Here is a 22764-nt window from a genome sequence, read left to right on the forward strand (position 1 = left end):
TTTGTGGAACATAGAATTGGTTTTAATCGTTATTTTTCAGTTCCGTAATAGCCGGCATACCATTCTGCGAATTTTCTAAGTCCTTCGCGGAGCGGAGTGGCGGGCTTGAAGCCAAAGTCGGCTTCAAGGGCGCTTGTGTCGGCATAGGTCACGGGAACGTCGCCGGGCTGCATGGGCACAAGTTCCTTGTGCGCTTCGAAGTCGTAATCGGCGGGGAGAACATGCGCACGGACTAGTTCTTCCTGGAGGATCGTCACGAAGTCGAGCAAGTTTTCCGGGTGGTTGTTGCCGATGTTGTAGACCTTGTACGGCGGGAGCGGGAGGCCGTCTTCGCCATTCTGCTTTTCGGGGGCATGCTGCATCACGCGCACAACGCCTTCGACAATGTCATCGACGTAAGTAAAGTCGCGCTTGCACTTGCCGTAGTTGAAAATCTGGATGGTCTTGCCGGCCTTGAGCTTGTTTGTAAAGCCGAAGTAGGCCATGTCCGGGCGGCCGGCGGGGCCGTACACGGTAAAGAAGCGGAGTCCCGTGCTCGGGATGTTGTAGAGCTTGCTGTAGGCGTGTGCCATAAGCTCGTTGCTCTTCTTGGTGGCGGCGTACAGCGAAACCGGGTTATCGACCTTGTCGTCGGTGGAGTACGGGATTTTCTTGTTGCTGCCGTACACGCTGGAGGAACTCGCGTACACGAGGTGCTCGACTTCAAAATGTCGGCAGGCTTCCAGAATGTTGTAGAATCCGATGAGATTGCTCTGGATGTAGGCATCCGGATTCGTGATGGAATAGCGGACGCCTGCCTGGGCGGCGAGATTCACGACGACAGCAAAGCGGTATTTTTCGAACAAGCTGTCGATTTCCGCCTTGTCTGCAAGACTTGCTTTGATGAATGTCCATTTTTTCCCGGTTGATGTGGCGAGAGCCTCAATTTCCTTGAGACGCTCGTACTTGATGTTCACGTCATAGTAGTCGGTGATGCTGTCTAGGCCGACAATTTCAGCGCAGGCATAATCGCTCAGCAGTTTCTTGCAGAGGTTGCAACCGATAAAGCCGGCAGCTCCTGTGACGAGGACTGTCTTTCCGTTCAGGTTGACATTCTTATCAAGCATGATCTTTCCTTAGCAACCGATGGCGCTGTATTCAAATCCTGCGTCGGCGAGTTCCTTCGCGTCGTAAATGTTACGGCCGTCGATGATGAGGGCGTTCTTCATGGACTTCTTCATCACGCCGAAGCTCGGCATACGGAACTGCTTCCATTCGGTCACGAGGAGGAGGGCGTCGGCATCGAGCAATGCTTCGTACATGTCGTTGCAGTAGACGATCTGTTTTGCGATTGTCGCTGCGTCATCCCTTGCTGCCATTCTGCGCTTGCATTCGTTCATGGCGACCGGGTCGTAGACACGGACCGTGGCGCCAGCCTTGACGAGTTTGTCGATGAGCACGAGAGCGGTCGCTTCGCGCATGTCGTCGGTTTCCGGCTTGAAGGCGAGGCCCCACATGGCGATTGTCTTGCCCTTGAGGTTTACTTCGCCGCCGAAGCGCTTTGCGAGTTTGTTGAAAAGAACTGTCTTCTGGTATTCGTTGACTTCTTCGACAGCCTTCAAAACGCCCATCTTGTAGCCATTCTTTTCGGCGGTCTTGATGAGTGCCTTCACGTCCTTCGGGAAGCAGCTTCCACCGTAGCCGCAGCCCGGATAGAGGAACTTAGAACCGATGCGTGTGTCGCTACCGATGCCCTTTCTCACCATGTTCACGTCGGCGCCCACGAGTTCGCAGAGGTTTGCGATGTCGTTCATGAAGCTGATGCGGGTCGCGAGCATGGAGTTCGCGGCGTACTTGATCATTTCTGCGCTCGGGATATCCGTGAAGATCACACGGAAGTTGTTGAGCATCATCGGGCGGTAGAGGCGTGTCATGAGTTCCTTAGCCTGTTCGCTTTCGACACCCACGACAACGCGGTCGGGCTTCATGAAGTCCGTGATAGCGGAACCTTCCTTCAAAAATTCCGGGTTGCTGGCCACGTCGAACGGGACGTTCACGCCACGCTTGTCGAGTTCTTCCTGGATGGCGGCCTTGACCTTTTTGGCAGTGCCGACCGGGACCGTGGACTTGGTCACGAGAACGGTGTACTTCTTGATGTTCTGGCCAAACGTGCGGGCCACGGCGAGCACATACTGCAAGTCGGCGGAGCCGTCTTCATCGGGTGGCGTACCCACGGCGCTAAATACCATTTCGACATTGTCGAGAACGCTTGCAAGGTCGGTCGTGAATTTGAGGCGGCCTTCGCGCTGGTTCCTGAGAACCATTTCGTCAAGACCCGGTTCGTATATAGGAATTTCACCCTTCTGGAGAGATTCAATCTTGGCCTGGTTCACATCGACGCATGTGACGTTGACGCCCATTTCGGCAAAGCATGTACCGCTGACAAGTCCAACGTAACCGGTACCGACGATAGCAATATTCATAAAAAATCCTTGAAAAATTTTCTTCCTTAATCTTTTTTAAAGAAATGTAATAAAAACGTAAGGCTTTGTTTTATAAACGCAAAAACGCTGCCCCGCAGGGCAGCGTCGTGAGATGCGTGAGCTCAGTTCTCTCCATTTCTCATTTCTGTTTGCTCACGGTCCATCGTGTATGTCAGGTATTCCTTGAAATCGCGGTCAATCTTTGCTACATCGAAATCTTCAATGTCGTCTATGAGAATTCCGACATTCGTTGGATTGTCAGGCCAATCGTATAACGGGATTTCATCAAGAATAATGATCTTGTCCTGTGCCTTTGCGACATATTCAACTTTGGATTTATCGACCCAGCCCATTCCGCATCGTCCTTTGACGAGAACTTTGGTTTCAGCTTCTTTGACAATCGTCAGTTCGTCATTGAATCCTGCAGTGCAGATAACTTCGCCGCCATCTTTTGCATTTGTAACTTCGATATCGCCGAGTTTTGATTTGACAACACGTGCTGCGAATGATGATGTGACCATAAACGCAAGCATTACTGCGGTTATAAGTTTTAACGTTTTCATGATTGCCTCCTTGATTATTGCGAGGTGAACAACTGCCTCAATTGTAAACTACAAAGTAACATTGTTGCAGAGTAGTAAATTAATGGTTTAATTTGGAATAAAGTTAATTAGTTTATAATAAAAGCGCTGCCCCGGAGGACAGCGCTTGGTAGATGTATGAGTTTAGTTTTCTCCGTTTCGCATTTCCATCTTCTCACGGTCCATCGTGTAAGTCAAGTATTCCTTGAAATCACGATTGATATCCACTCCATCGAAGTCAACATCGTTGCCTTCTAAGACGAATACTGCACTCGGATTATCAATCCAGCCAACGAGAATCTGTTCATCCAAACTAATGGAATTGTCTCCCGGGCCTTTTGCAACGTATTCGATCTTGGATTTGTCAACCCAGCCTTTTCCGCAGTTTCCCTTGACAAGTACTTTCGTATCTGATTCCTTGAGAATTGTGAATTCATCGTTAAAACCAGCTGTGCAGACGACCGTGCTGCCATCTTTATCGGATGTGAGATCGATATCGCCCAGTTTTGATTTAACAGTTCTTGCGGCAAAAGATGTGCTGACCGTAAGAGCGAGGGCAATAAACAGTGCACATTTAATGCGATTCATGATTACCTCCTTGTGATTGAGACGAACAATCGCCCCCATTGCATAAGCTACAAAGTGGTGTTTGATAGGAGTAGTAGAGGAGTATTCCAGATTGGAATAATGAGGTGCTTTGTCGAAAGATTTAGACAAGACTGGGCTGTATTCTGAAAATTTTGATATATCTTTGGAAAGGAACTTTCTGATTGTGCGGGGTTTTTGGATAGCGTTAATTCTTGTTGAATAAAGAAATTTTGAATGATGTTATAACCTTTCGTTGATTTGTCTCAATCTTGGATTCCGTGATGAACACGGTCTTCATGAGATTCTTTCTCGCTATTTATAAAATTGGAAAAAAATCCTTGCCGCTATTAAAATGATGCGCATTTGGAACATCCTTTTTTTATACCTTTAAAGGAATTTGTGAAAGAAAATATACGTTACCGTTCTCTTAAAGAACGAACCTCGCATACCGACGGAAAGATGCACTACATGCACAAGAACCTCCGGAGCGCCTATCACAACATAAAAAGAAACATGCGCTTTCTGTGGACCTTCGAAGAATGGTATAAACTCGGGATTCCAAATATGAACAGTGGCTTCGAGTCTGTGTTTACTGATTTGAAATCAATTTTACGTTTTCGCAAGGAAATTTCGATGAATACTTGCAAAAACAAGATTTTGGAGTATTTTTCTCGCCTGAATGCAGATGAACAAAATGGATTGCGACGAATTCAGGTATCCAAATGACACTTAATGCGAGGAATATCCATTTTTAGGTATCCTTTTGACCCTTAAGCCCAAATCTTTATAAAAAACAAGCATCATAGTTAAGTTGGTTTCAAAAGAAGATTAAGAGTTTTTTCAAATTTGTCATTTAATTCTGCAATATTTCTTCTCATTTTTTTATGAAACTCTTGATTGATTATTTCTTTTTCATTTTCTCCAATTTCTATTTTTTCTCCAACATTCACATGACCTAATTTATTTCTATATCGTCCTAATTTTTCCATATAAAAATCCTGAATTTTTTTATCTATAGATGTGCAAATTATGTCATTTCGATTTTTTTCCGAAAAAGCGTCGATTAAAGCTAATTTTTCATTCATAAAATAGCCTTTTTTATTTGCTTTTGGCACATCAAATTTTTTCTTATTAAATTTTTTTATTTTATCTTCCGAATCATGTAAACGGTGATCTAGTATTTTGGTTTTTAATAAATTGTTTAAAACCTCTTGCTCGGCTGGTTCGATATTTTCCCATAAATCATCTAAAAAAGATTGCACTTTGGTTTCAAAAAAACTTGTTGCTTCAAGAACCATCCCTCGTAAATTAATAATATCTTCAGAACGTTGCACTATTTTAGATATGAGCCGTTCTGTCTTTTCTGCGAATTCCTCGATGTTCCTTTTGGCAAGATATACGCCATCCATTTCAGGAATTCTTCTCCTAAACGAAGCAATCATGTTTTTTTCATCTGATGAGTAAAATAAGATATCTGTTAATATCAAATTATCTCGGATGTATTTTATAATTTCATCGCCATTGGGGCTTTCTTCAGACAATTTGTAATCCATAAGAATCAAATCATACTTTGCTTCTTTCAATTCTTTAATATTTAGAACATCACCGCTTGGTTTACGAATTATCGCATCTTGGAGAAAATGGGATGCAATAGAGTTTTTGACTCTCCTTAACGCAGTTTTATACCATGATGAATTGTCTTCGAACCATAAAATTTTAAACTGATTATTCATGTTTTAGCCTTATGTCTATTTTAAATCCTTTTTTGTATTTCTCATCAATAGAGACTGAACCGTTCATCTCTTCAATAAGGTCATGTACTTGAGGCAAACCCATTCCAAAACCTTTTTTCTTTGAGTTTGCCGTAAAACCACGTTTGAACAAATCGGCAGTGTTTAGCTTCGCATCTAGACCCAATCCGTCGTCAATAAAGGAAACAAGAACGTCCTTCTTCTCATTGCTGAAATTAATATCAATTTTGCTTGCTTCGTTTTTCTGAGAGTTGCTGATGATATTGTCAATAATAATACCTAATGACGTCGGATTGAAACTGCAATTATTCAAATCACCATCTTGTTTTAGGTGAAGCGGCATTCTTAAATAATTCATTTTTTCAGAATACTCTTTTACATAATCAAAAACATTTCCAATGGTTTGACTTTCCAAAGATGCGTTGCCATGGAAGGCTAAATCTGCAATTTTTTGAATCTTGGCATTTGCTTGAAAAATATCAACGAGGATGTCGTATGCTTCATCAGAAATATTTTCTTTTTGAAGCAGTTCCATACAGTCTGCTAAATTACCTTTGTTTGCATCTGCTAAGGTATAAATGGAATGCATGCCATTTAGAAGATTTTCAACATTTTGGTCATTTGCATTCTCTAAGAAAAAAACCTGTTTTTCACGGGCTTCGTTTTCGCGTTTTAGCCTATCTAACTCTTGAGCCTTTTCTGTATTTTCTTGTTCAAGCTCTTCATTTACCTGTAGAATTGTCTTTGTTTTTTTTGCTAACATTCGGAATTCTTCATTTTCCGATTTTTTTGCATATTTTTCAAGACGTTCAACAATCGAATACAGATTTTTCGATTGTTCATTGTTTTTTGAAAATAATTTCTTATTGTAGCTTATTTCTACAACATCATCAGGATTTACGTTCGTTATAAACTGAGATATTATTTGGGCATTAATCTCTTCTGGAGAAATTACATGATTGTCACGATTCTTTAATGGCTCGCCCCAGGCGATTAAGTTAACAACATATTTCTCCAATACAGTTAAAATCTTTTTTATGAAGAATTCCTCAAGTTTTTCTACAGCCGGAGTTTTTATGAAACCATGATTTCTACTTGAAGTTTCCTTGAAATCATTATCATCTCCAATTATAGATATGCGCCCCATTAATTCGCGAGATCCAAGGTGTCGTTTGTAACCTTGAGACTTTCTCACATCAATGCCAAAGAAATCCTGATTTGGTTCTCCATATGGACTTACTCGAAAACCATTTTTATAAACAAAAATGGAACCATAGTTTTTAGGTTGAACCCCGCCCATCTGTTTTGTAAACGCTGCTTTTGCGACGCTGTTCAAATAAAAAATAGATGTGTGAATGTTTTTGAGCTCGGTATAATCCCTATTTTTTTCTTTTAGCGTAAAAACTTCAATCCCTCGGTCAGACAGTTTTGTAGAGATTATTTTTCCCTTCTCATCTATATCAACAACTATATTTGTTGTCTTTATATCAATTTGTTCTAGGACATCGTTTTTAATAAATCCGTTAACAGTATCCCGCCAAATATTTTTGTTAGGATTATTCCGAATTTCGACATCTTTTTTTTGTTCTTTTGGAACGATTAAGTTAATAGAGAATTTATTATTATCACTATTAAAGTCTGGACTAATCAGTTTCATTAAATAGCGCTTAAGAGAGAGTAAGTCTTCGCGACTCCATTCTTCTCTTAGTTCAGAAATCTTCAACAATGTTCCATGTTTTTTGAATATGTTGGAATCATCCTTAGTACGATAGGAAACAGGAATTTTAACAAACTCATCCTTATCATCAACTTCAAATGTATTCCAATCTACATCGACAACATGAGTTTTGGTATCACTAGCTTTTTTTGTATATAACTTTAATTTAGAACCCAATCGATCACAAGAAAATCGTCCAATGCCTTTAGCACCCGCAAAATGGCGAGTCATTTTGTCAACATACGATTTCGAACGATTTTTTTCTTTTTTTCCTGAATACGCAACAAAAAGCCATTTTTCTGTAATGTCGGCGAAGTCCATCCCAATGCCGTCATCTTTTATTGTGATAACGTATTCACCCTCTTTATTTTGCTTATATGTTATGGTAACATTTGTCGCGCCGGCATCGTAGGAATTTTTTACGATTTCAAAAATTGCAATATACTTGTCGCTTATCAGTTCTCTACCAATAACATTTTTTAACCCCGCACTTATGCGGAAATGTAGGTTCTTGTCTCCATTAGCCATGGCTCATCACCTCCATCAAGGCTTTCCCCACTTGTTCAGCAAACAACGGAGGAACGGCATTGCCAACTTGTGTATAGCGGGGAACTTCTTTCTTCCTTAATTTTCCACCCGAGGTATATTTTCCTTTAAATTCGAACCAATCGGGGAAACTTTGAATTCGTGCCTGTTCTCGCACCGTAAGAATTCGCGGTTCTTCGTAATGAACTAGTTCATCTGGAATCGATGTTATCGTTGGAGCTTGAGAATTTGCATCAAGGACTGTAACACCACGTCTTTTCAGATTTTCAACGTATCCGTCATCGGGCGTTATTCGCTTACCTTTCGGAGCTTTGTTCAACAAATCTCTATGCAGCTGAATTACAGCTGTAGTATGGTTGACAAATCGATGACTATCAACTGCGCCCTGATGATTTTGAAGACCATGACGCATCAGCCTTTGATAACCCGATTCTGCACGGCCATAGAGTCCGGCCTGATAACGTTTCGTATCAGGGGACTGGCATGTGCCGTTTGCTTCTTCCAAATCGCCTATGGCGTCTTGAATAGTCGTAGATTGCCTGATTCCTTTTTCTTGGCAGAAACTACTTTTGTTGCTTTCCAAATGTGCAAAAACTTCGGAGGGATTTGATTCAAGCATTGCGACAAGGATAAATCTGCGCCGCTTTTGTGGAACACCATATTGAGAAACATCGATGACTTTGGAATCCGTATGGTAACCAAGTTCTTCAAGTTTTTTTATGACATAAGACGAGTATTGGGATATTCGGCCCTTTTGGCTCTGAAAATGGACTGTAAAACCATGAACATTTTCAAATATGAGTGCCTTGGGTTTAACCAGCTCGACAAACCTTATGTACTGTTTAACAAGCTTATTTCGCGAATCGCTTGTATCCCTTTTGCCTGCCAGTGAGAAACCTTGGCACGGCGGTCCTCCGGCCACCAGATCCACCTGACCTTCCAGCTCACGAAGTTTGTCTTCGTTATCATCCAAAAATTTCTTGATGTCGTGTTCTTTTACATCCAACCAATCGGGCCATTCAAAATGATGACCATGATCGATCAAGTTATACTTCAATGTAGAGAAGGCTTCTTTATTTTTTTCAATTGCGAATAGACCTTGCCAACCTGCATTTTGCAAACCAACGGACAAGCCGCCGCACCCGGCGAATATGTCGATATAACGCATTTACGCCTCCATGCCTTTCACGATGTTGTTAGGCCTTTGTGTCTTGTTGTCAAGAATTGTTGAATGCATACAATATCCCAAGTCTAATATACATATTTTCACCATCTAGGTAAATAGGAATATCTTATTTCACTTACGATAAGCTAGCTTTAGAGAGTTATTGGAGTGCTTGTTTGTATTAAGTACTGTAGTTCGCGTATTTGTGTGGAAAAATGTATTTGAAGTTTTTGTTTTTAATGACATTAAATATTTGATTATAACCAATTAAAACAGAGGAAGCAATATGACTCAAAAAAATCAACGAAAAAATTTTCAACTATTTATTAAATATTTAATGATGTTGTTTGAAGTGCTTTAGAAAGCAGAACTATTTGATTTTTCTCGTTATCGCCATCAGGTCGTTTTTTTGTATCTTATCAATAAAACTAAGGAAACGAAAATGATTGACTTAAGAAAAAATTTGGCGATGAAGGTTGCTGCTGTTGTGATGTTCGCTGTTCTCGCGGCGGGGGCGTCTAGTAGTGCTTTTGCGAAGGGCGCTCCGTCTGCTGACGAAGATATTAAGATCGTTAAAATCAACGATGACAATTTCGAAAAGGAAATTCTGCATTCCAAGAAGCCTGTGATTCTCGAAATTTCATCGACAAGTTGCCCGCCGTGCCTTGTCATGATTCCGACGCTTATCGGCATTGCGAAAAATTATAGCGATATCAAGATTGCATCTGTCGGGATTGACGAGCCAAATATCGAAAAGATCAAGAATTCGCTCCCGATTCAGGCGTTCCCGACGTTCTTTTTCATCAAGGACGGTCGCATTATCAATCAGCGCGTGGGCGTTATCAAGGAGCCTGAACTTCTGAGCGCCTTGGATTACACGCCGAAGCCAGTTACTGCGCCAAAGGCGAAGAACAAACCGAAAAAGAAGAATGCCCGCAAGAATCTTGTCTGCAAGGTTGACGGTCAGTTCCATGGCCTCAAGAACCTTGTGACGATTTCGTTTGTGTTCGGCGATTATGAAATCGAGAATGTCGATATCGTGACGGACGTATTTGTACCGCCGGAACAGTTCGACAAACGCGACCAGATGATGGATCGTATCCGTGCAAGCGGCAAGGGCGAGGTCGCCCCAACGATGACGGGTTTCCAGATGCATATCGACAACGATTGTCGATTCATGAAGGCGATGGACATGAAGCGCACCTCGACTTACGGCGAGATGCGCGCTGGGCTTGAGTTGCAGGGATTTACTTGCAAATAGCTTTGAGCATTGCCGAGCAACCTTCGTTGACGTCTTGCCAGGTGGCTTCGAAATCGCCTGTGTACCAGGGATCGGCGACATCTCGGTTCTTGCCCGCCCAATCCATGAGAAGTGAAACTTTACCGGCTCGGGAATCGCGCGCGTCTTGAATCTTCGCGGATTCTCGAGCTTTGTTGTACTGTGCAAGTTCTTGTTCGTAAATGTCGCGGGGCAAAATCCAGCGGAGATTCCGCAGGTTGTTCTGGTCCATGAGCACGATGTAGTCGTAATGGTTGTAGTCGGCGACGGTCATTTGTCTGGCCGTTTTCCCGCTACAGTCGATTCCGTGACTCGCGAGCATGCGCCTTGCGGGCGGATACACCGGATTTCCGATTTCTTCGGTGCTTGTCGCTACAGATGCAATCTCGAAGTCTGCATGTTGTAGGTTCGAGTCTCGCAAATCGCGGACTAACTTTTTCATTACAAATTCTGCCATCGGGCTTCTGCAAATGTTCCCGTGACATACGAACAAGATTTTTATCATGCGTTTTTCCTAAGACTTTCCAGGATTTTGTAAAGCATGCCGTAAAGCGACTTCGCTTCGTCTTCTGACAAGTTTACACAACTTGCCATGGACTTAGGAACGCTTTCTGCTTTGTGCTTCAGCATTTCACCTTCGTCGGTCAGGCTTACTGAAAGGCAGCGTTCATCGCTTGTTTCACGAGCGCGCTTGATGTAGCCTTTGCTCTCGAGCTTTTTCAGGAGCGGGGTTAGCGTTCCCGAATCGAGGTAGAGTTTCTGCCCGAGTTCAGTGACGTTGCACTTTTTCTCTTCCCACAGCACGAGCATCACAATGTACTGCGTGTAGGTGAGGTCAAGCGGTTCCAGGAACGGCGCGTAACGGCGCGTGATTTCCTTGGATACGGCGTACAACGGAAAGCATAGTTGGTTTTCAAGTTTTAGTGAACAGTTCATTGCGCCTCCTAAAGTAGCTTTTCAACGCAAGCCCGTACGTCGTTCATGTCGGCGGTGGGCTCGAAACGCGCGACGACGTCTCCTTTTCGGTCAACCACGAACTTGGTGAAGTTCCACTTGATGTCCGGATTATTCTTGTAATCCTTGTCGATACTCCTGAGGAGTATAGCCATCGCGGCGGCTTTCACTCCGAACCCGAAACCTTCGAAACCCTTTTGCGATTTCAGATAAGTGTATAGCGGAAGTTCGTTTGGACCGTTCACGTCGGACTTTTTCATCTGCGGGAATTCCGTGCCGTACTTGAGCGTACAGAATTCGTGGATTTCGTCGTCCGTGCCGGGCGTTTGTCCTTTGAACTGGTTGCAAGGAATGTCGATGACTTCGAATCCTTTGTCGTGGAAATCGGAGTACATCTTTTCAATCGGCTTGTAATGCGGGGTGAATCCGCAGCCGGTTGCTGTGTTCACGATGAGCATCACTTTGCCTTTGAAGTTTGCGAGCGGAACATTGTTTCCCTTTCCGTCGATGAGAGTGTAATCGTAGATGTTCATATTGTTTCTCCATATTTGATTGTTTATTTTAATTTTGTACAATTCAATTTTATAAAACTTAATTAGAAAAAGCAATAGCTGGGCGAAAAAAGTAAGTTATAATTTGGTTTTTATGTGATTTTCCGCAAAAATTCTAGATTTGACACCATGAAATCTATAGAAGTTGTCGCGGGTGTTATCACGGATGGCGGGCGCATTTTTGCCACGCAACGTGGGTATGGCGACCAAAAAGATGGCTGGGAATTCCCGGGCGGCAAGATGGAACCGGGAGAAACGCCCGAACAGGCGCTAGTCCGTGAACTCCAGGAAGAACTTGATGTTAAAGTGATTGTTGGCGAAAAGATTTGTACGGTTGAATACGATTACCCCAAATTTCACCTGACGATGCATTGCTTTTACTGTACGCTCGCCGCAGGCTGCAAACCGAAACTCCTGGAACACGAAGATGCCAAATGGCTTGACCGCGCAAACCTAAACACCGTCAACTGGCTCCCCGCTGACATCGAAGTCGTGAAACATCTTTCTTAGCGTCATCTTGAGCGTAGCGAAAGATCTAGTTAAGTCTGGTATACGCAAAACAAGATTTTACTGGATGTTTCGTAGCGTTGCTACTCAACATGACGGTGAGTCGTAGCGTCATGGCGGACTTGATCCGCCATCTTGTCTAGCGTTCTTTAACAAGATCTCTCGCGAGTTCGGTCCCTTCGATGAGTTCGCCTAGGAATTCGCAGTAGGGCGTCGGAATCCCGTGCGCCTTCCCGAGCTTGCTGATGGTTCCGCAGAAGTATGCGTTCTCCGTTTTGCGACCGGCTTCGATATCCTGCAACATGGAACACTTGCCAAGCGGTGTGTAGTTGCATGTGAGTCGCAAGTTCTCTTCGAGGTCTTCGTTCGTGAGCGCAAAGCCCTCGGCGTTTGCTACCTGAATGACTTCGTTACCGATTTTACGCACAAGCGATTGCATCACCGGGAAGTTGAAGCCTGCAAATGTTGAACGGCAAATTGCTCCAATCGAATTGAACACAGTGTTCATCAAGAGCTTTTTCCACATTTCCAGACGGATGTTTTCTGGAATTTTGTGAACGATGTGCGCTGCTTCAAAAAGCTGGTGGATGGCCTCGACGCGTTCGGAATGGCGGTTGTCTTTTTCGCCAAAGAGGATGATGCCTCGGCCAGCGCAGTCGATATTTCCGTGCTTGTTGATGGATTGCAAATTGACGATGAATCCGTACAATGTCTTTTCGGCGCCGTAAACGCGCTCGATTTCTGTTTCGGAATGGACTCCGTTCAAAAGTGAAAGTAACGCGGTGTTCGGACCAACTGCATTTTTCGCTTCTTCGAGCGCCTCGTTGAATTGCAAATTCTTGGTCGCAAAAATCACGAGGTCAACGACCGGGACTTCTTCCGGCGTGACAAAGTTGAAGTCCGTCTTTTTCCCGTTGATGACGATTCCGCTTGATTGGTAGCGCGATTTGCGTTCCGCGTCCATTACGCAATAAAGCTTGTTCCCAAGAACGCTCAAGAGCTGTTCTGCCACAACGGCACCGACTGCTCCGAGCCCCACAACTGCAACTGATTTAATCTGCTTCATAGTGAGAAATATATCAAATATTATTCGATGAATGTAAATGGAATTGTAACGGTTGAATTTCCTGATTGTACTTTGTTGAATGTCCAGCGACTGACTGCATTCTTGATTTCACTGTCGAATTCGCTGAAACCGGTTGTTGAATAAATCGTGGAAATACTGATTATTTCGCCGCCCGGAGCAATCGTGAACTTCAAGGTAACCTTACCCTGGAATCCCGGTTTTTCTTTTAAACATTTGTTGTATATGTGACGAAGTCCTGGAGTACGCTGTCGGACAACTTTCATGATGTCTGCGGCGGAGCGAGATCCTTCTATGTCGATATCACGCATAGAAGGAGTCTTGATGGAACCTTTAGCTTTTGTTGCTATTCCACCACCGCCTCCTCCCAAGAGGCCAGCGAGTCCATCTCCGATGCCATCGAAATTATCTTTTACGTAATCGTCTTCGCTGTCTTCGTATGCCCTACTATGCCGTCGTCTGGAAGTTATTTTGTCTGTTGTTTGAAGGCTTGTCTCATCTTTTAAAACGATATCATTGTTGTTTGCGAATTCTTGAGTTGCGATAAGGTCTAAATTGGCTTGGAGAGCGTATTCTTCATCGCATGTATTGGCTGCTTTAGATATAAAAGTAACAAAGTCAGGGTGATCTATCTTTTTCCTTAAATCTGCATCGAGTTTTAGATATTGCTTTTCGCTATACTGTTGCTGAATCTTGTTTAGAACGCAATAACAAATATCTTGGTTGGCGTTTTCTGAACATTCTTGAATGAATGTTAAACGTGTGGATATTGAATAAGAGAATCCCTTTGTGTTACTTTTCTTTGCAACGAGGGATGCTGTTCCCCCTGCGTAGATCGTAATGGATGTAATAAGTAGTAAAATGAATGTGAACTTTAGGTACTTCATGTATAAAATATAGGCATTTTGGTTTGCGCGCATTTCTAATGGTTCGGCTACAACGGTAAACAGGGGGTGCAAATTTTTTTTGCGGTTTTTGGGGTGGGCAATTTATATTTATGGTATGAATAATTTGAAGTTTGCGATTCTTGGGTGCGGTCATATTGCCACGAAAATGGCGGCTGCGGTGAAAACTTTGAAAAATCAGGGGATGGGCGTGGAGTGTTACGCCGTGGCGTCTCGTAATTTGGAAAAGGCGACCGCTTTTGCCAAGGAATATGGTTTTGAAAAAGCGTATGGAAGTTATGAGGCGCTGGCTGCGGATTCTGCAATTGATTTGATCTATATCGCAACACCGCATTCGCACCATCATGAATTTGCAAAACTCTGTATTGAACATGGCCGGAACATTCTGGTCGAAAAGGCTTTTACGGCGAACGCAAAGCTTGCCGCAGAAGTGATTTCACTGGCGCACGATAAGGGCGTCTTTTTGTGCGAGGCGATGTGGACGCGATTCCTGCCTGCGCTGGAGACCATTCGCAACTGGATTCGCGATGGCCGCATCGGGAATGTTGAAACGGTCGAAGCCGATTTTTCGATGAAACTTAGCGATAGGGACCGTATGCATGACCCGGCGCTTGCGGGCGGTGCGCTTCTAGATATCGGTATTTACAGCCTTACGTTTGCAGACTTGTTCCTCGGCGAGCGTATTGATGCTGATGGAAAAGTTGTCCGAAACGAAATTGCATCGATGGATTGCAAGTGCGTCAAGTTCAAGACGGGCGTGGATGCGAGCGACTGGATAAACCTCACGTACGAAAACGGCCAAAAGGCATATCTCAAGACTTCGATGGTCTCGCCGACGCACAACGAGGGTGTCATTTACGGTTCAGCAGGGCAAATCCGTGTGCAGAATTTGAACGATATGGTAAAACTGGAATTGCTTGATGATGCCGGGAATGTTGTTGAATCAGTTGAGCCTACGCGTCTTTGCAACTGCTACGAATACGAAGTTCTCGCATGCAAAGAGGCGATTGAAAATCCTGCGCAGTTCCGGCATGAAATTTGCGACGGTTCGATTGACAATTGCTCGAATTCTCGCGACCTCTCGGATTTCCGCGCACTCTCGAATGTCGTGCACTCTATCGTTTGGGAACGCCCGGAAATGACTCACGCGAAGACAATGGAATTCATGACGCACATGGATAAAATTCGCGAGCAGTTTGGCGTACGTTATCCGTTCGAAGATTAAAAATCAAGGATGCCAAAAGCCCTCGCGAATGCTCGCGGGGGACCTTTGCTTAATATTTTTTTTGAAAAGGAAATGCCCGCTTGGAACGGGCATGACAAAGAGACTGGAATGACTGCGATTACACGTTCTTCACGCAACGCACGGATATGGCATCGGATCGATAAATGCCTTCGATGTCAACTGAATTGTCGGTGAGGCTCACGCGGAATGCGTTAGTCTTGCCGTATTCATCTTTTGTCCAGAATCTTGCTCGCCTACCAAAGTGGCAGAATGCTCCGTTATCAAAACGGTAACCTGCCGGCAGAGCAAAGAATCCGAATGTGTCTTCACCGGGCTTGTGCCAGAAACATTCGCTGCGCAGTTCTCGTCCGTCTGTTTTGGATTTTAAGACGCTGAGCAGAGTTTCCCATTCCTTACGGCTTGGAATATGCCATCCTTCTGGGGCGATGCCCTGATAATTCCGTTCCTTGACTTTGTTGTACATTTCGATGTCTTTTGCAGGAGATTGTTCGCTATATTCAGGAGGAATATCGAGAGCCGTTGTCCATGTGTAAAGACGCCCGAATTTTTTTACGTTCGATTCATCGTTGTTGGGCGCGTAGCTCCCTGCGGCTTTGAATCGCAGGTTTTCGACCATCCAGATCTGATCTCCGATTTGAACGGTGTGGTAGGTCTCGCCATCACGCGTGTCCATGAACGCTCCGTAGTTGAACATGCCGATATTTTTGACAAGGCAGTCTTCGTGAGGAACCGTGTTTTTTTCATTGGGGGATTCTTGTTCGCTCATTTTACTGACGTGTTTTCCCATGCAATAACCTGAAATGCCGACGATTGCAACGGCGAGTATCACGAAGACGATGAATGAAATATGCATACGGCCTCCTTTTTTATACTACGGGAATAACAACTATCCAGAAGGAATCTGAATAATCGGTTTCCCCTTTAAATTTTTTTATCTGTCTCAAGTAATGTATAATAAAAAAATCAAAAATCCAAATTTTTTTTGAATGTTTTATTGCAAAATGGAATTATTGATTTATTCTCTTGATTCAGCAATTTTTTTGATGATTTTTACGACTGTTTTCATGCCTTCGACGGTCACGTGTTCGAAGGGGCCGTGGTAACCGTAGCCGCCTGTGCCGAGATTCGGGCAGGGGAGTCCCATAAAGCTGAGCTTTGCACCGTCTGTTCCGCCACGAACTGGGTCACTTACTGCAGGAATGCCCACAGATTCAATTGCGGTTCGAGCGCGTATGAGGACTTTGGGATTTTTTTCGATGATTTGAAGCATGTTGCTGTAGGAATGCTTCAGTTCTAGTTTAACGGTGCCCTCACCAAATTTTTTATTGAATTTTTCAGCGATTTCTTTTAAAAACTTTTGGCGGTCCTCAAAGTGGGCTTGATCGTGGTCGCGAACAATGTAGTTGAGAGTCGCTTCGCTCACGTCGCCCTGCATGTCGGTCAAGTGGTAAAATCCTTCGTGGCCTTCGGTTGTCGCTGGCGTTTCGCTTTCTGGAAGTGCCATCGCGATTTCGGCCGCCATGAGGCTTGCGTTTTTCATGATGCCTTTTGCCTCGCCGGGATGTACACCCTTGCCGTAAATTTTGAACGTGGCGCTTGCGGCGTTGAAATTTTCGTAAGCGATTTCACCTTCGTAGCCACCATCGACCGTGTAGGCGTATTTTGCCTTGAAATAGTCCAGGTCCAGGCGGTCGGCGCCACGTCCGATTTCTTCGTCCGGCGTGAAGCAGACCCAGATATCGCCGTGCCCCGAAAGGTTTTCGTAACCGCGGCTTTCTGCATGACGGTCTGTTTTGATGAGTTCTTCCATGGCGGTTACGATTTCTGCGATGCCGGCCTTGTCGTCGGCGCCGAGGAGCGTTGTGCCGTCGGTCGTGATGAGTGTACGGCCTTTAAGCCATTTGAGGGTCGGAAAGTCCTCGACCTTGAGCACGGCACCAGAACCTTTGAGCAAGACGTCTTCGCCATCGTAGTCTTCGATGATTTGCGGTTTGGGGTTCACGCCTGAGAAGTCTGGGGATGTGTCCATGTGGCTGATAAAGCCGATGGGGGTGTCGTTTTCTCGACCTTCGGTAGCGGGCAAAAGTCCGTAGACGTAGCCGTTTTCGTCCATTTTGACCTGTTCAAGTCCGATGCTTTCGAGTTCGCTCGCAAGATATTTTGCAAGTTCGAGCTGCTGAGGTGTACTTGGACAGCTTTCGCTGGATTCGTCAGACGTGGTCGTGAAGCTCACGTACTTTAAAAAGCGTTCCTGAATATTCATATTGCCGTCCCCCAAAATGGATTTGATAAGATATTTTTTTCGCTTTGTATAGATATAATTTATCTTTTTTTTGATGGTTCAGACGTCTTTAAAGAAAACTTGTGCAAGAAAACGTAAGTCTTGCCGTAAGCCGATGACTCGCTCGCAGATGATGCAGGCGGTTCATTCTGAAAATACGAAGCCTGAAATGACTGTACGAAGGGCTCTTTTTAAGGCGGGAATGCGTTATCATCTCCACCGTCGGGATTTGCCTGGAACGCCGGATATTTTTGTACAAAAGTATGGGGTTGCGATTTTTGTGAACGGGTGTTTTTGGCACCAGCACGGTTGCAAGCTCACGAGCCGCCCGAAGTCGAATTCCGCGTTTTGGAACGACAAGTTCGACCGCAACATTGTGCGAGATATTAAGACGCAACATGAACTTTCGCTCTTGGGGTATCGCGTGGCGATTGTCTGGGAGTGTTCCTTGCGGACAGATGGTGTGGCCGATGCGGAAAATATGGGGGCGGCCCTCACGTTGGAGCGCTTGATTGATTTTATCAAGAGCGATGACGAGACGATTGAGCTATAAAATTGTAGTTTAGGATAGGGATTATTGGGGAGTTCTTGAGAAGGAGGCTTTATGACACTTGAAGAAGCGGTTTTGACACGACATTCTGTGCGTAGATACACTTCGACGCCGTTGACCAAGGAGCAGGTCGAAGAACTGCAGTCGCGGATCCGGCGGCTGAATGAAAATTTTGCACTCCACATGCAGCTCGTTCTGAATGACGATGTGGCGTTTAGCGGGCGATTGGCGCACTATGGCTCGTTTAGGAATGTGAAAAATTACATCGCAATCGCGGGGCAAAAGTCTGTGGCGGGGTGCGAAGCTTCGCTCGATGAACGCGTGGGGTATGCGACTGCCGATATCGTGCTTTTGGCGCAGATGATTGGACTCAATACTTGCGTAGTCGGGCTTACGTTCAAGAAGGCTCCGACGATTGAAATTGACGATGGCGAAAAGCTTGAACTCGTGATTGCGATTGGCAATGGCGAAACTCAGGGTGTGCAGCACCCGATGAAGCCTGCAACGCGAATTGCGCCGGATTACGATAAATCTCCCGACTGGTTCAAGAAGGGGATTGACTATGTGATGCTTGCGCCGTCGGCATTGAACCAGTTCAAGGCGAAATTTACCGTTGACGAGGGCGGACACGTTTTTGCAAAGCCGCGTTTGGGCTATTTTAGCAAGGTCGATCTTGGAATTTTCAAGTATTTCTTTGAAATTGGCTCTGGCAAGGAAATTTTCCGCCGTTCCATGCAAACTTTAAGAAGTTCTGATACGATTTAGCGCTGTCATCCCGGCCTTGTGCCGGGATCGCCTTCTTGTTTATATAGAATAATTCAAAATTTTTAAATTTTATGGTAACACTTTCGAATACCTCCGGTGTTACATAAACGTGAAAAGCCTAGAAACCTTAAAAAAAGCAGGATTTGCAAAGATTTACGAGAAGTACGCGCCTATGGTCTATAGGCGCTGCCTGCAACTCCTTCGCGATGACGCTGAAGCTAGCGACCTCATGCAAGACGTTTTTTTGCGGATTTACTCTGCATCGGAACGCCTGGACATGGAATCGCCGAGCAGCCTTTTGTGGAATACGGCAACGAGACTTTGCCTCAACCGCATTCGTGACAAGCGCCGTCGTGGACTTGACGTAGATTCTTCGAGCCTGCTTTTGAGCATCGCCTGTGCCGAAGACGAACATGACGATTACGAAACGAAAAATGTGCTGGCGAAGCTCTTTTCGAAGGAACCCGAATCTAGCCGCACAATGGCGGTCCTCCATTTTGTCGATGGAATGACGCTTGAAGAGACTGCCTGTGAAGTTGGACTCTCAGTAAGCGGTGTGCGCAAGCGTTTGCGCGGGTTACAGGCCAAAGTTAAAACTCTGGAGGTTCAGTGATGATTCCCGATTGGAAATTAGAACGATTCCTGACTGGCGATTTGCCGGAAGAAGAAATGAATAAGCTTCGCGAGCTTGAAGCGCAAGATGCGGTTTTTGCAAATCGCGTAAAAATGCTTCGCGAAGATAACAAGGCGATTTTAAGCAAGTTGCCGTTTGAAGCGCTTGCCGCGAATCTTGGAACGGCAACGGATACTGCTGCGAAAAACGCGCCGCGCTTTACGCTCGTGAAATTTGCGGCTGCGGCCATGTTCATTTTCGCGGTTGCTATGGTGGCATTCTTTGCACAGCGCGAAACTTCCGTGATGAACGAACGCGTGGGTAGCGATGTTGCTAATGTCAATGGCTCTCAAAATACGCAGGTCGCGCTTGCTGAAACCCAGTCCGATACGCGAATCAAGGGACTTGACGCCCGCATGGAAGTCTGGAAAAAGACTCAGGCCGGGATTGTCCAGCTGAACGATCTTGATTCTGTCGGCGAAGGTGATGAAATTCAGTTGCGCTATGCCGTCCCCGAAAAGTGCTATGGACTCCTTTTTAGCATGGACGGTAATGGCGCCTTGACTTTGCATATGGGCGATGGTGTGAAGGCGATTGAACTTGCTCCGGGCAAGATGAACTCGCTCCCGTTTGCGTACAAGCTTGACGATGCTCCGTACTTTGAAAAGTTCTTCTTCGTGACTTCCCCTAAGGAATTTGCCGTTGAAGAAAATGATATCGACAAGTTGCTCAAGAGAAGTGATGTGAAGGTGGTTGGTTTTACTCTCAAGAAGGCGGGTAAATAATGTTTATGATTTCGAATAAGTTTTTTGGGGTGTTGTCTGGTTTGTCTTTTGCGCTGCTTTTTGCGTTGCTCTTGTTGGTTTCAAATGCCAATGCGGCAACAGAATCAGGCCGTATCAATCGCTACGTTGTTGCCGTGAGTGCAAATAACGGTGGCGCTGGCCGCCCGGTGCTACGCTATGCTGAAAGCGATGCCCGCTCGTTTGCCAAGGTGCTCAAGGAAATGGGCGGTGTGCTGCCGCAGAATGTGATTCTCGTGAAGGAACCGTCTGTTGTTGCGCTGCAAAAGGAATTTGCAAATCTCGATGCAAAGATTTTGCAGGACAAATCTTCTAGCGGTCGTGACGAAGTGCTTGTATATTACAGCGGTCACGCCGATGAAAAGGGTCTTCGCTTGGGTGAAGAAACTTACGCTTGGAAAGACTTGCGGGGTCGCATTGACGCGCTCAGTGCCGATGTGAAAATCGCAGTGATTGATGCTTGTGGTTCTGGTGCGATTACCCGCGTGAAGGGCGGTAAGGCGGTGCCTGCTTTCATGGTTGATCAGAGTAGCGATATGAAGGGCTATGCTTTCATCACGAGCAGTACGCAAGATGAATCCAGCCAGGAAAGCGATAAGCTCAAGGGTTCGTTCTTTACGCACTCGCTTGTGAGCGGGCTCCGTGGCGCAGGCGACTTGAGTAGCGATGGAAAGGTGACTTTGTCCGAAGCCTACCAGTTTGCATTCAATGAAACATTGCAAAAGACGGAAACGACGCTGGGTGGCGCACAGCATCCGAGCCGCGACATGAACCTTGCGGGTACGGGTGACGTGGTGATGACGGATTTGCGTGCAACAAGTGCAGGCCTTGATCTGGACGAAAATGTTTCCGGCCGTTTGTACATTCGTGATGAAAATGATGAACTTGTCGCTGAACTCAATAAAAAGCTTGGACGCGCGATGAGTCTTGGACTCCCGGCGGGCAATTATACAGTGAAACTTCAGCAGAAGGCTGATTACATGGGCGTTTCGGTGGCGCTTAAAAATGGCAAACGTGAAAAGATATCGATTGTCGATTTTAAGAGTGTTGCTGCTGAACAGACTGTTTCTCGTGGCGATGTTGGCCGTAATAGAAATTGCTCCAGTGGGGATTCTATTGCCTGCTCACTTGATTCTTTGGATCATAATGGAAAATTCCGTACGACATTTAATTTTGTTGATGTTGAAAATAATCCGCGTAAGGGATTGCAGATTGGCTTTTTTGTAGCTCGTACTGAAGATTATATGTTGGGTTCGCAGGTGAGCTTGATTGCCAATGTTGCCAAAAAGGAAATGCATGGCTTGCAGGCGACAACGATTGCCAATGTGGTCAGGGACCACTTCGAAGGTGCTCAGCTTTCTTCGGTGGTTAACTATGCGGGTTCTTTAGATGGCGCTCAGCTCAGTACGGCTTTAAATGTCACAAAGGATAAATCTTCTGGCGCACAGATCGGTATTGTGAACGTCGCTGTGGACACTCTTGATGGTGTGCAGGTTTCTACAGGCGTGAACTATGCGAAGTATACAGATTTTCAGATCACGGCTGGTGTGAATGCTGCTGTTTCTTCAAGTGTCCAGGTTGTTGCTGGTATTAACTACGCGACAAATTCTGATGTCCAAGTGGCAGCTGGCATTAATGCAGCTCATGAGAACGATCACGTCCAGGTGGGTGTTATCAACTATGCGACAACGGAAAAAGGTCGCCAGTGGGGTATTATCAATATTTGCGGCGAATGCGAAATGTCTCCGGTCGGCATTATAAACATTGTCGGAAACGGCGTGTGGAACGTAACTCCTTACATCAACGAAATGGGTGCACTTGGTGGATCTGTCCATTTGGGTACGGCTTATTTCTATACGAATCTTGAATGGGCTGCATTCTTCAAAAAAGGATATGTCTTTAAGGATTTTGAAAAGTTCTATGAACATGGTATTGGTATCGGTACCCAGTTCGGAAAGTACGGAAGCCACTGGGAACTTGAATACACGTTCTTCAATGTTTACAATAAATTCGGAACAGATAAGGATGATTGGAAATCTGGATACCATCACCGTGGACGCGTAGGTTACACGTACCAAGTTCTCCCGGGCTTTGGCCTTTCTGTGGGTGGATCGCTGAACTTGACAAGCGTCGGCTATTTGAATAAGCTTTTGCTCAAGCCCCTTGGCGACTATCATGACGATTTCTGTAGTAAAAAACATAGATCTCGTTGGTGGCCTGGTTTTTATGCAGGACTCACGATCGGCAGATTCTAAGGTCTAGTGCCGATATGATACAAGCTAAATGACGTTATGATACGAAGTGGCGGAATCCAGTTTTTTTGTACTGGATTCCGTTTTGTTTGATGGCCTGAAAATATGGATTTGGTGAAGTGGAGCCACTAAAAAGTTATTTTTTTTGAATAAGTGGTAACACT

Annotated in this window: 22 protein-coding genes; 8 read left to right on the forward strand and 14 right to left on the reverse strand. The window is 45.0% G+C overall.

Features of this window, described 5'->3' with window-relative positions:
* Positions 1 to 29: 29 nt before the first annotated feature.
* The 7 genes from ACJMM9_RS04215 to ACJMM9_RS04245 form a co-directional block, all read right to left on the reverse strand.
* Complete coding sequence (locus tag ACJMM9_RS04215; protein ID WP_405324129.1) at positions 30 to 1106, reverse strand: NAD-dependent epimerase/dehydratase family protein; 1077 nt, start codon at positions 1104 to 1106, stop codon at positions 30 to 32.
* 9 nt (positions 1107 to 1115) lie between these two features.
* The gene (locus tag ACJMM9_RS04220; RefSeq protein ID WP_405324130.1) at positions 1116 to 2462 is read right to left on the reverse strand and encodes a UDP-glucose dehydrogenase family protein; all 1347 of its coding nucleotides are present in this window, start codon (positions 2460 to 2462) and stop codon (positions 1116 to 1118) included.
* 122 nt (positions 2463 to 2584) lie between these two features.
* The gene (locus tag ACJMM9_RS04225) at positions 2585 to 3025 is read right to left on the reverse strand and encodes a hypothetical protein (protein ID WP_405324132.1); all 441 of its coding nucleotides are present in this window, start codon (positions 3023 to 3025) and stop codon (positions 2585 to 2587) included.
* A gap of 162 nt (positions 3026 to 3187) precedes the next feature.
* Positions 3188 to 3631, reverse strand: coding sequence for a hypothetical protein (locus ACJMM9_RS04230; protein ID WP_088640320.1), 444 nt, complete (start codon positions 3629 to 3631; stop codon positions 3188 to 3190).
* An 806-nt stretch (positions 3632 to 4437) separates the two neighbouring features.
* Positions 4438 to 5364 carry a hypothetical protein gene (locus ACJMM9_RS04235; protein WP_405324134.1) on the reverse strand — a complete coding sequence of 309 codons (927 nt, stop codon included), beginning with the start codon at positions 5362 to 5364 and terminating at the stop codon, positions 4438 to 4440.
* Entirely contained in the window at positions 5357 to 7627 is a 2271-nt protein-coding gene (locus ACJMM9_RS04240; protein ID WP_405324135.1) for an ATP-binding protein, read from the reverse strand. Before ACJMM9_RS04240 ends, ACJMM9_RS04235 begins: the two co-directional genes overlap by 8 nt.
* Complete coding sequence (locus ACJMM9_RS04245) at positions 7620 to 8813, reverse strand: DNA cytosine methyltransferase (RefSeq protein ID WP_405324137.1); 1194 nt, start codon at positions 8811 to 8813, stop codon at positions 7620 to 7622. The genes ACJMM9_RS04240 and ACJMM9_RS04245 overlap by 8 nt, the downstream gene beginning before the upstream one ends.
* 439 nt (positions 8814 to 9252) lie before the next feature.
* Here ACJMM9_RS04245 and ACJMM9_RS04250 point away from each other — a divergent pair, with 439 nt between their 5' ends.
* Positions 9253 to 10071, forward strand: a complete 819-nt coding sequence (locus ACJMM9_RS04250) for a thioredoxin family protein (protein WP_405324139.1) — start codon at positions 9253 to 9255, stop codon at positions 10069 to 10071.
* On the opposite strand, the gene ACJMM9_RS04255 is transcribed toward ACJMM9_RS04250, so the two are convergent.
* The 3 genes from ACJMM9_RS04255 to ACJMM9_RS04265 are packed head-to-tail and all read right to left on the reverse strand — an operon-like array spanning position 10058 to position 11576.
* Positions 10058 to 10594 (reverse strand): low molecular weight protein-tyrosine-phosphatase, encoded by a 537-nt coding sequence (locus ACJMM9_RS04255; RefSeq protein ID WP_405324140.1) that lies wholly within the window; start codon positions 10592 to 10594, stop codon positions 10058 to 10060. The two genes, ACJMM9_RS04250 and ACJMM9_RS04255, sit on opposite strands and share 14 nt — an antisense overlap.
* Positions 10591 to 11025, reverse strand: coding sequence for a MarR family winged helix-turn-helix transcriptional regulator (locus ACJMM9_RS04260; protein WP_405324142.1), 435 nt, complete (start codon positions 11023 to 11025; stop codon positions 10591 to 10593). Before ACJMM9_RS04260 ends, ACJMM9_RS04255 begins: the two co-directional genes overlap by 4 nt.
* A gap of 8 nt (positions 11026 to 11033) precedes the next feature.
* Positions 11034 to 11576, reverse strand: a complete 543-nt coding sequence (locus tag ACJMM9_RS04265; protein ID WP_173465002.1) for a glutathione peroxidase — start codon at positions 11574 to 11576, stop codon at positions 11034 to 11036.
* A gap of 147 nt (positions 11577 to 11723) precedes the next feature.
* On the opposite strand from ACJMM9_RS04265, the gene ACJMM9_RS04270 reads away from it, so the two are divergent.
* A complete protein-coding gene (locus tag ACJMM9_RS04270) occupies positions 11724 to 12104 on the forward strand; it encodes a (deoxy)nucleoside triphosphate pyrophosphohydrolase (protein ID WP_173468631.1) in 381 nt (126 codons plus the stop codon).
* A gap of 136 nt (positions 12105 to 12240) precedes the next feature.
* Here ACJMM9_RS04270 and ACJMM9_RS04275 read toward each other — a convergent pair whose 3' ends face one another.
* Positions 12241 to 13167 (reverse strand): ketopantoate reductase family protein, encoded by a 927-nt coding sequence (locus ACJMM9_RS04275; protein WP_405324145.1) that lies wholly within the window; start codon positions 13165 to 13167, stop codon positions 12241 to 12243.
* Between the two features lie 20 nt (positions 13168 to 13187).
* Positions 13188 to 14072, reverse strand: a complete 885-nt coding sequence (locus ACJMM9_RS04280) for a TonB family protein (RefSeq protein ID WP_405324147.1) — start codon at positions 14070 to 14072, stop codon at positions 13188 to 13190.
* A gap of 115 nt (positions 14073 to 14187) precedes the next feature.
* On the opposite strand from ACJMM9_RS04280, the gene ACJMM9_RS04285 reads away from it, so the two are divergent.
* Entirely contained in the window at positions 14188 to 15315 is a 1128-nt protein-coding gene (locus ACJMM9_RS04285; protein WP_405324149.1) for a Gfo/Idh/MocA family protein, read from the forward strand.
* 118 nt (positions 15316 to 15433) lie between these two features.
* Here ACJMM9_RS04285 and ACJMM9_RS04290 read toward each other — a convergent pair whose 3' ends face one another.
* Entirely contained in the window at positions 15434 to 16189 is a 756-nt protein-coding gene (locus ACJMM9_RS04290) for a fibrobacter succinogenes major paralogous domain-containing protein (protein ID WP_405324151.1), read from the reverse strand.
* A gap of 162 nt (positions 16190 to 16351) precedes the next feature.
* A complete protein-coding gene (gene pepT / locus ACJMM9_RS04295) occupies positions 16352 to 17599 on the reverse strand; it encodes a peptidase T (protein WP_405324153.1) in 1248 nt (415 codons plus the stop codon).
* 133 nt (positions 17600 to 17732) lie between these two features.
* On the opposite strand from pepT, the gene ACJMM9_RS04300 reads away from it, so the two are divergent.
* The 5 genes from ACJMM9_RS04300 (at position 17733) to ACJMM9_RS04320 (ending at position 22603) form a co-directional block, all read left to right on the forward strand.
* Positions 17733 to 18170, forward strand: coding sequence for a very short patch repair endonuclease (locus ACJMM9_RS04300; RefSeq protein ID WP_405324155.1), 438 nt, complete (start codon positions 17733 to 17735; stop codon positions 18168 to 18170).
* 51 nt (positions 18171 to 18221) lie between these two features.
* Positions 18222 to 18932 (forward strand): nitroreductase family protein, encoded by a 711-nt coding sequence (locus ACJMM9_RS04305; protein WP_405324157.1) that lies wholly within the window; start codon positions 18222 to 18224, stop codon positions 18930 to 18932.
* Between the two features lie 109 nt (positions 18933 to 19041).
* Positions 19042 to 19545: an RNA polymerase sigma factor gene (locus tag ACJMM9_RS04310; protein WP_405324159.1), complete on the forward strand. Its 504-nt coding sequence runs from the start codon at positions 19042 to 19044 to the stop codon at positions 19543 to 19545.
* Positions 19542 to 20330, forward strand: a complete 789-nt coding sequence (locus ACJMM9_RS04315; protein ID WP_405324161.1) for a hypothetical protein — start codon at positions 19542 to 19544, stop codon at positions 20328 to 20330. The genes ACJMM9_RS04310 and ACJMM9_RS04315 overlap by 4 nt, the downstream gene beginning before the upstream one ends.
* Positions 20331 to 20335: 5 nt before the next feature.
* Positions 20336 to 22603: a caspase domain-containing protein gene (locus tag ACJMM9_RS04320; protein ID WP_405324163.1), complete on the forward strand. Its 2268-nt coding sequence runs from the start codon at positions 20336 to 20338 to the stop codon at positions 22601 to 22603.
* The last annotated feature ends 161 nt before the right edge of the window (positions 22604 to 22764 follow it).

The organism is Fibrobacter sp., assembly GCF_045112255.1.
GTDB lineage: Bacteria > Fibrobacterota > Fibrobacteria > Fibrobacterales > Fibrobacteraceae > Fibrobacter.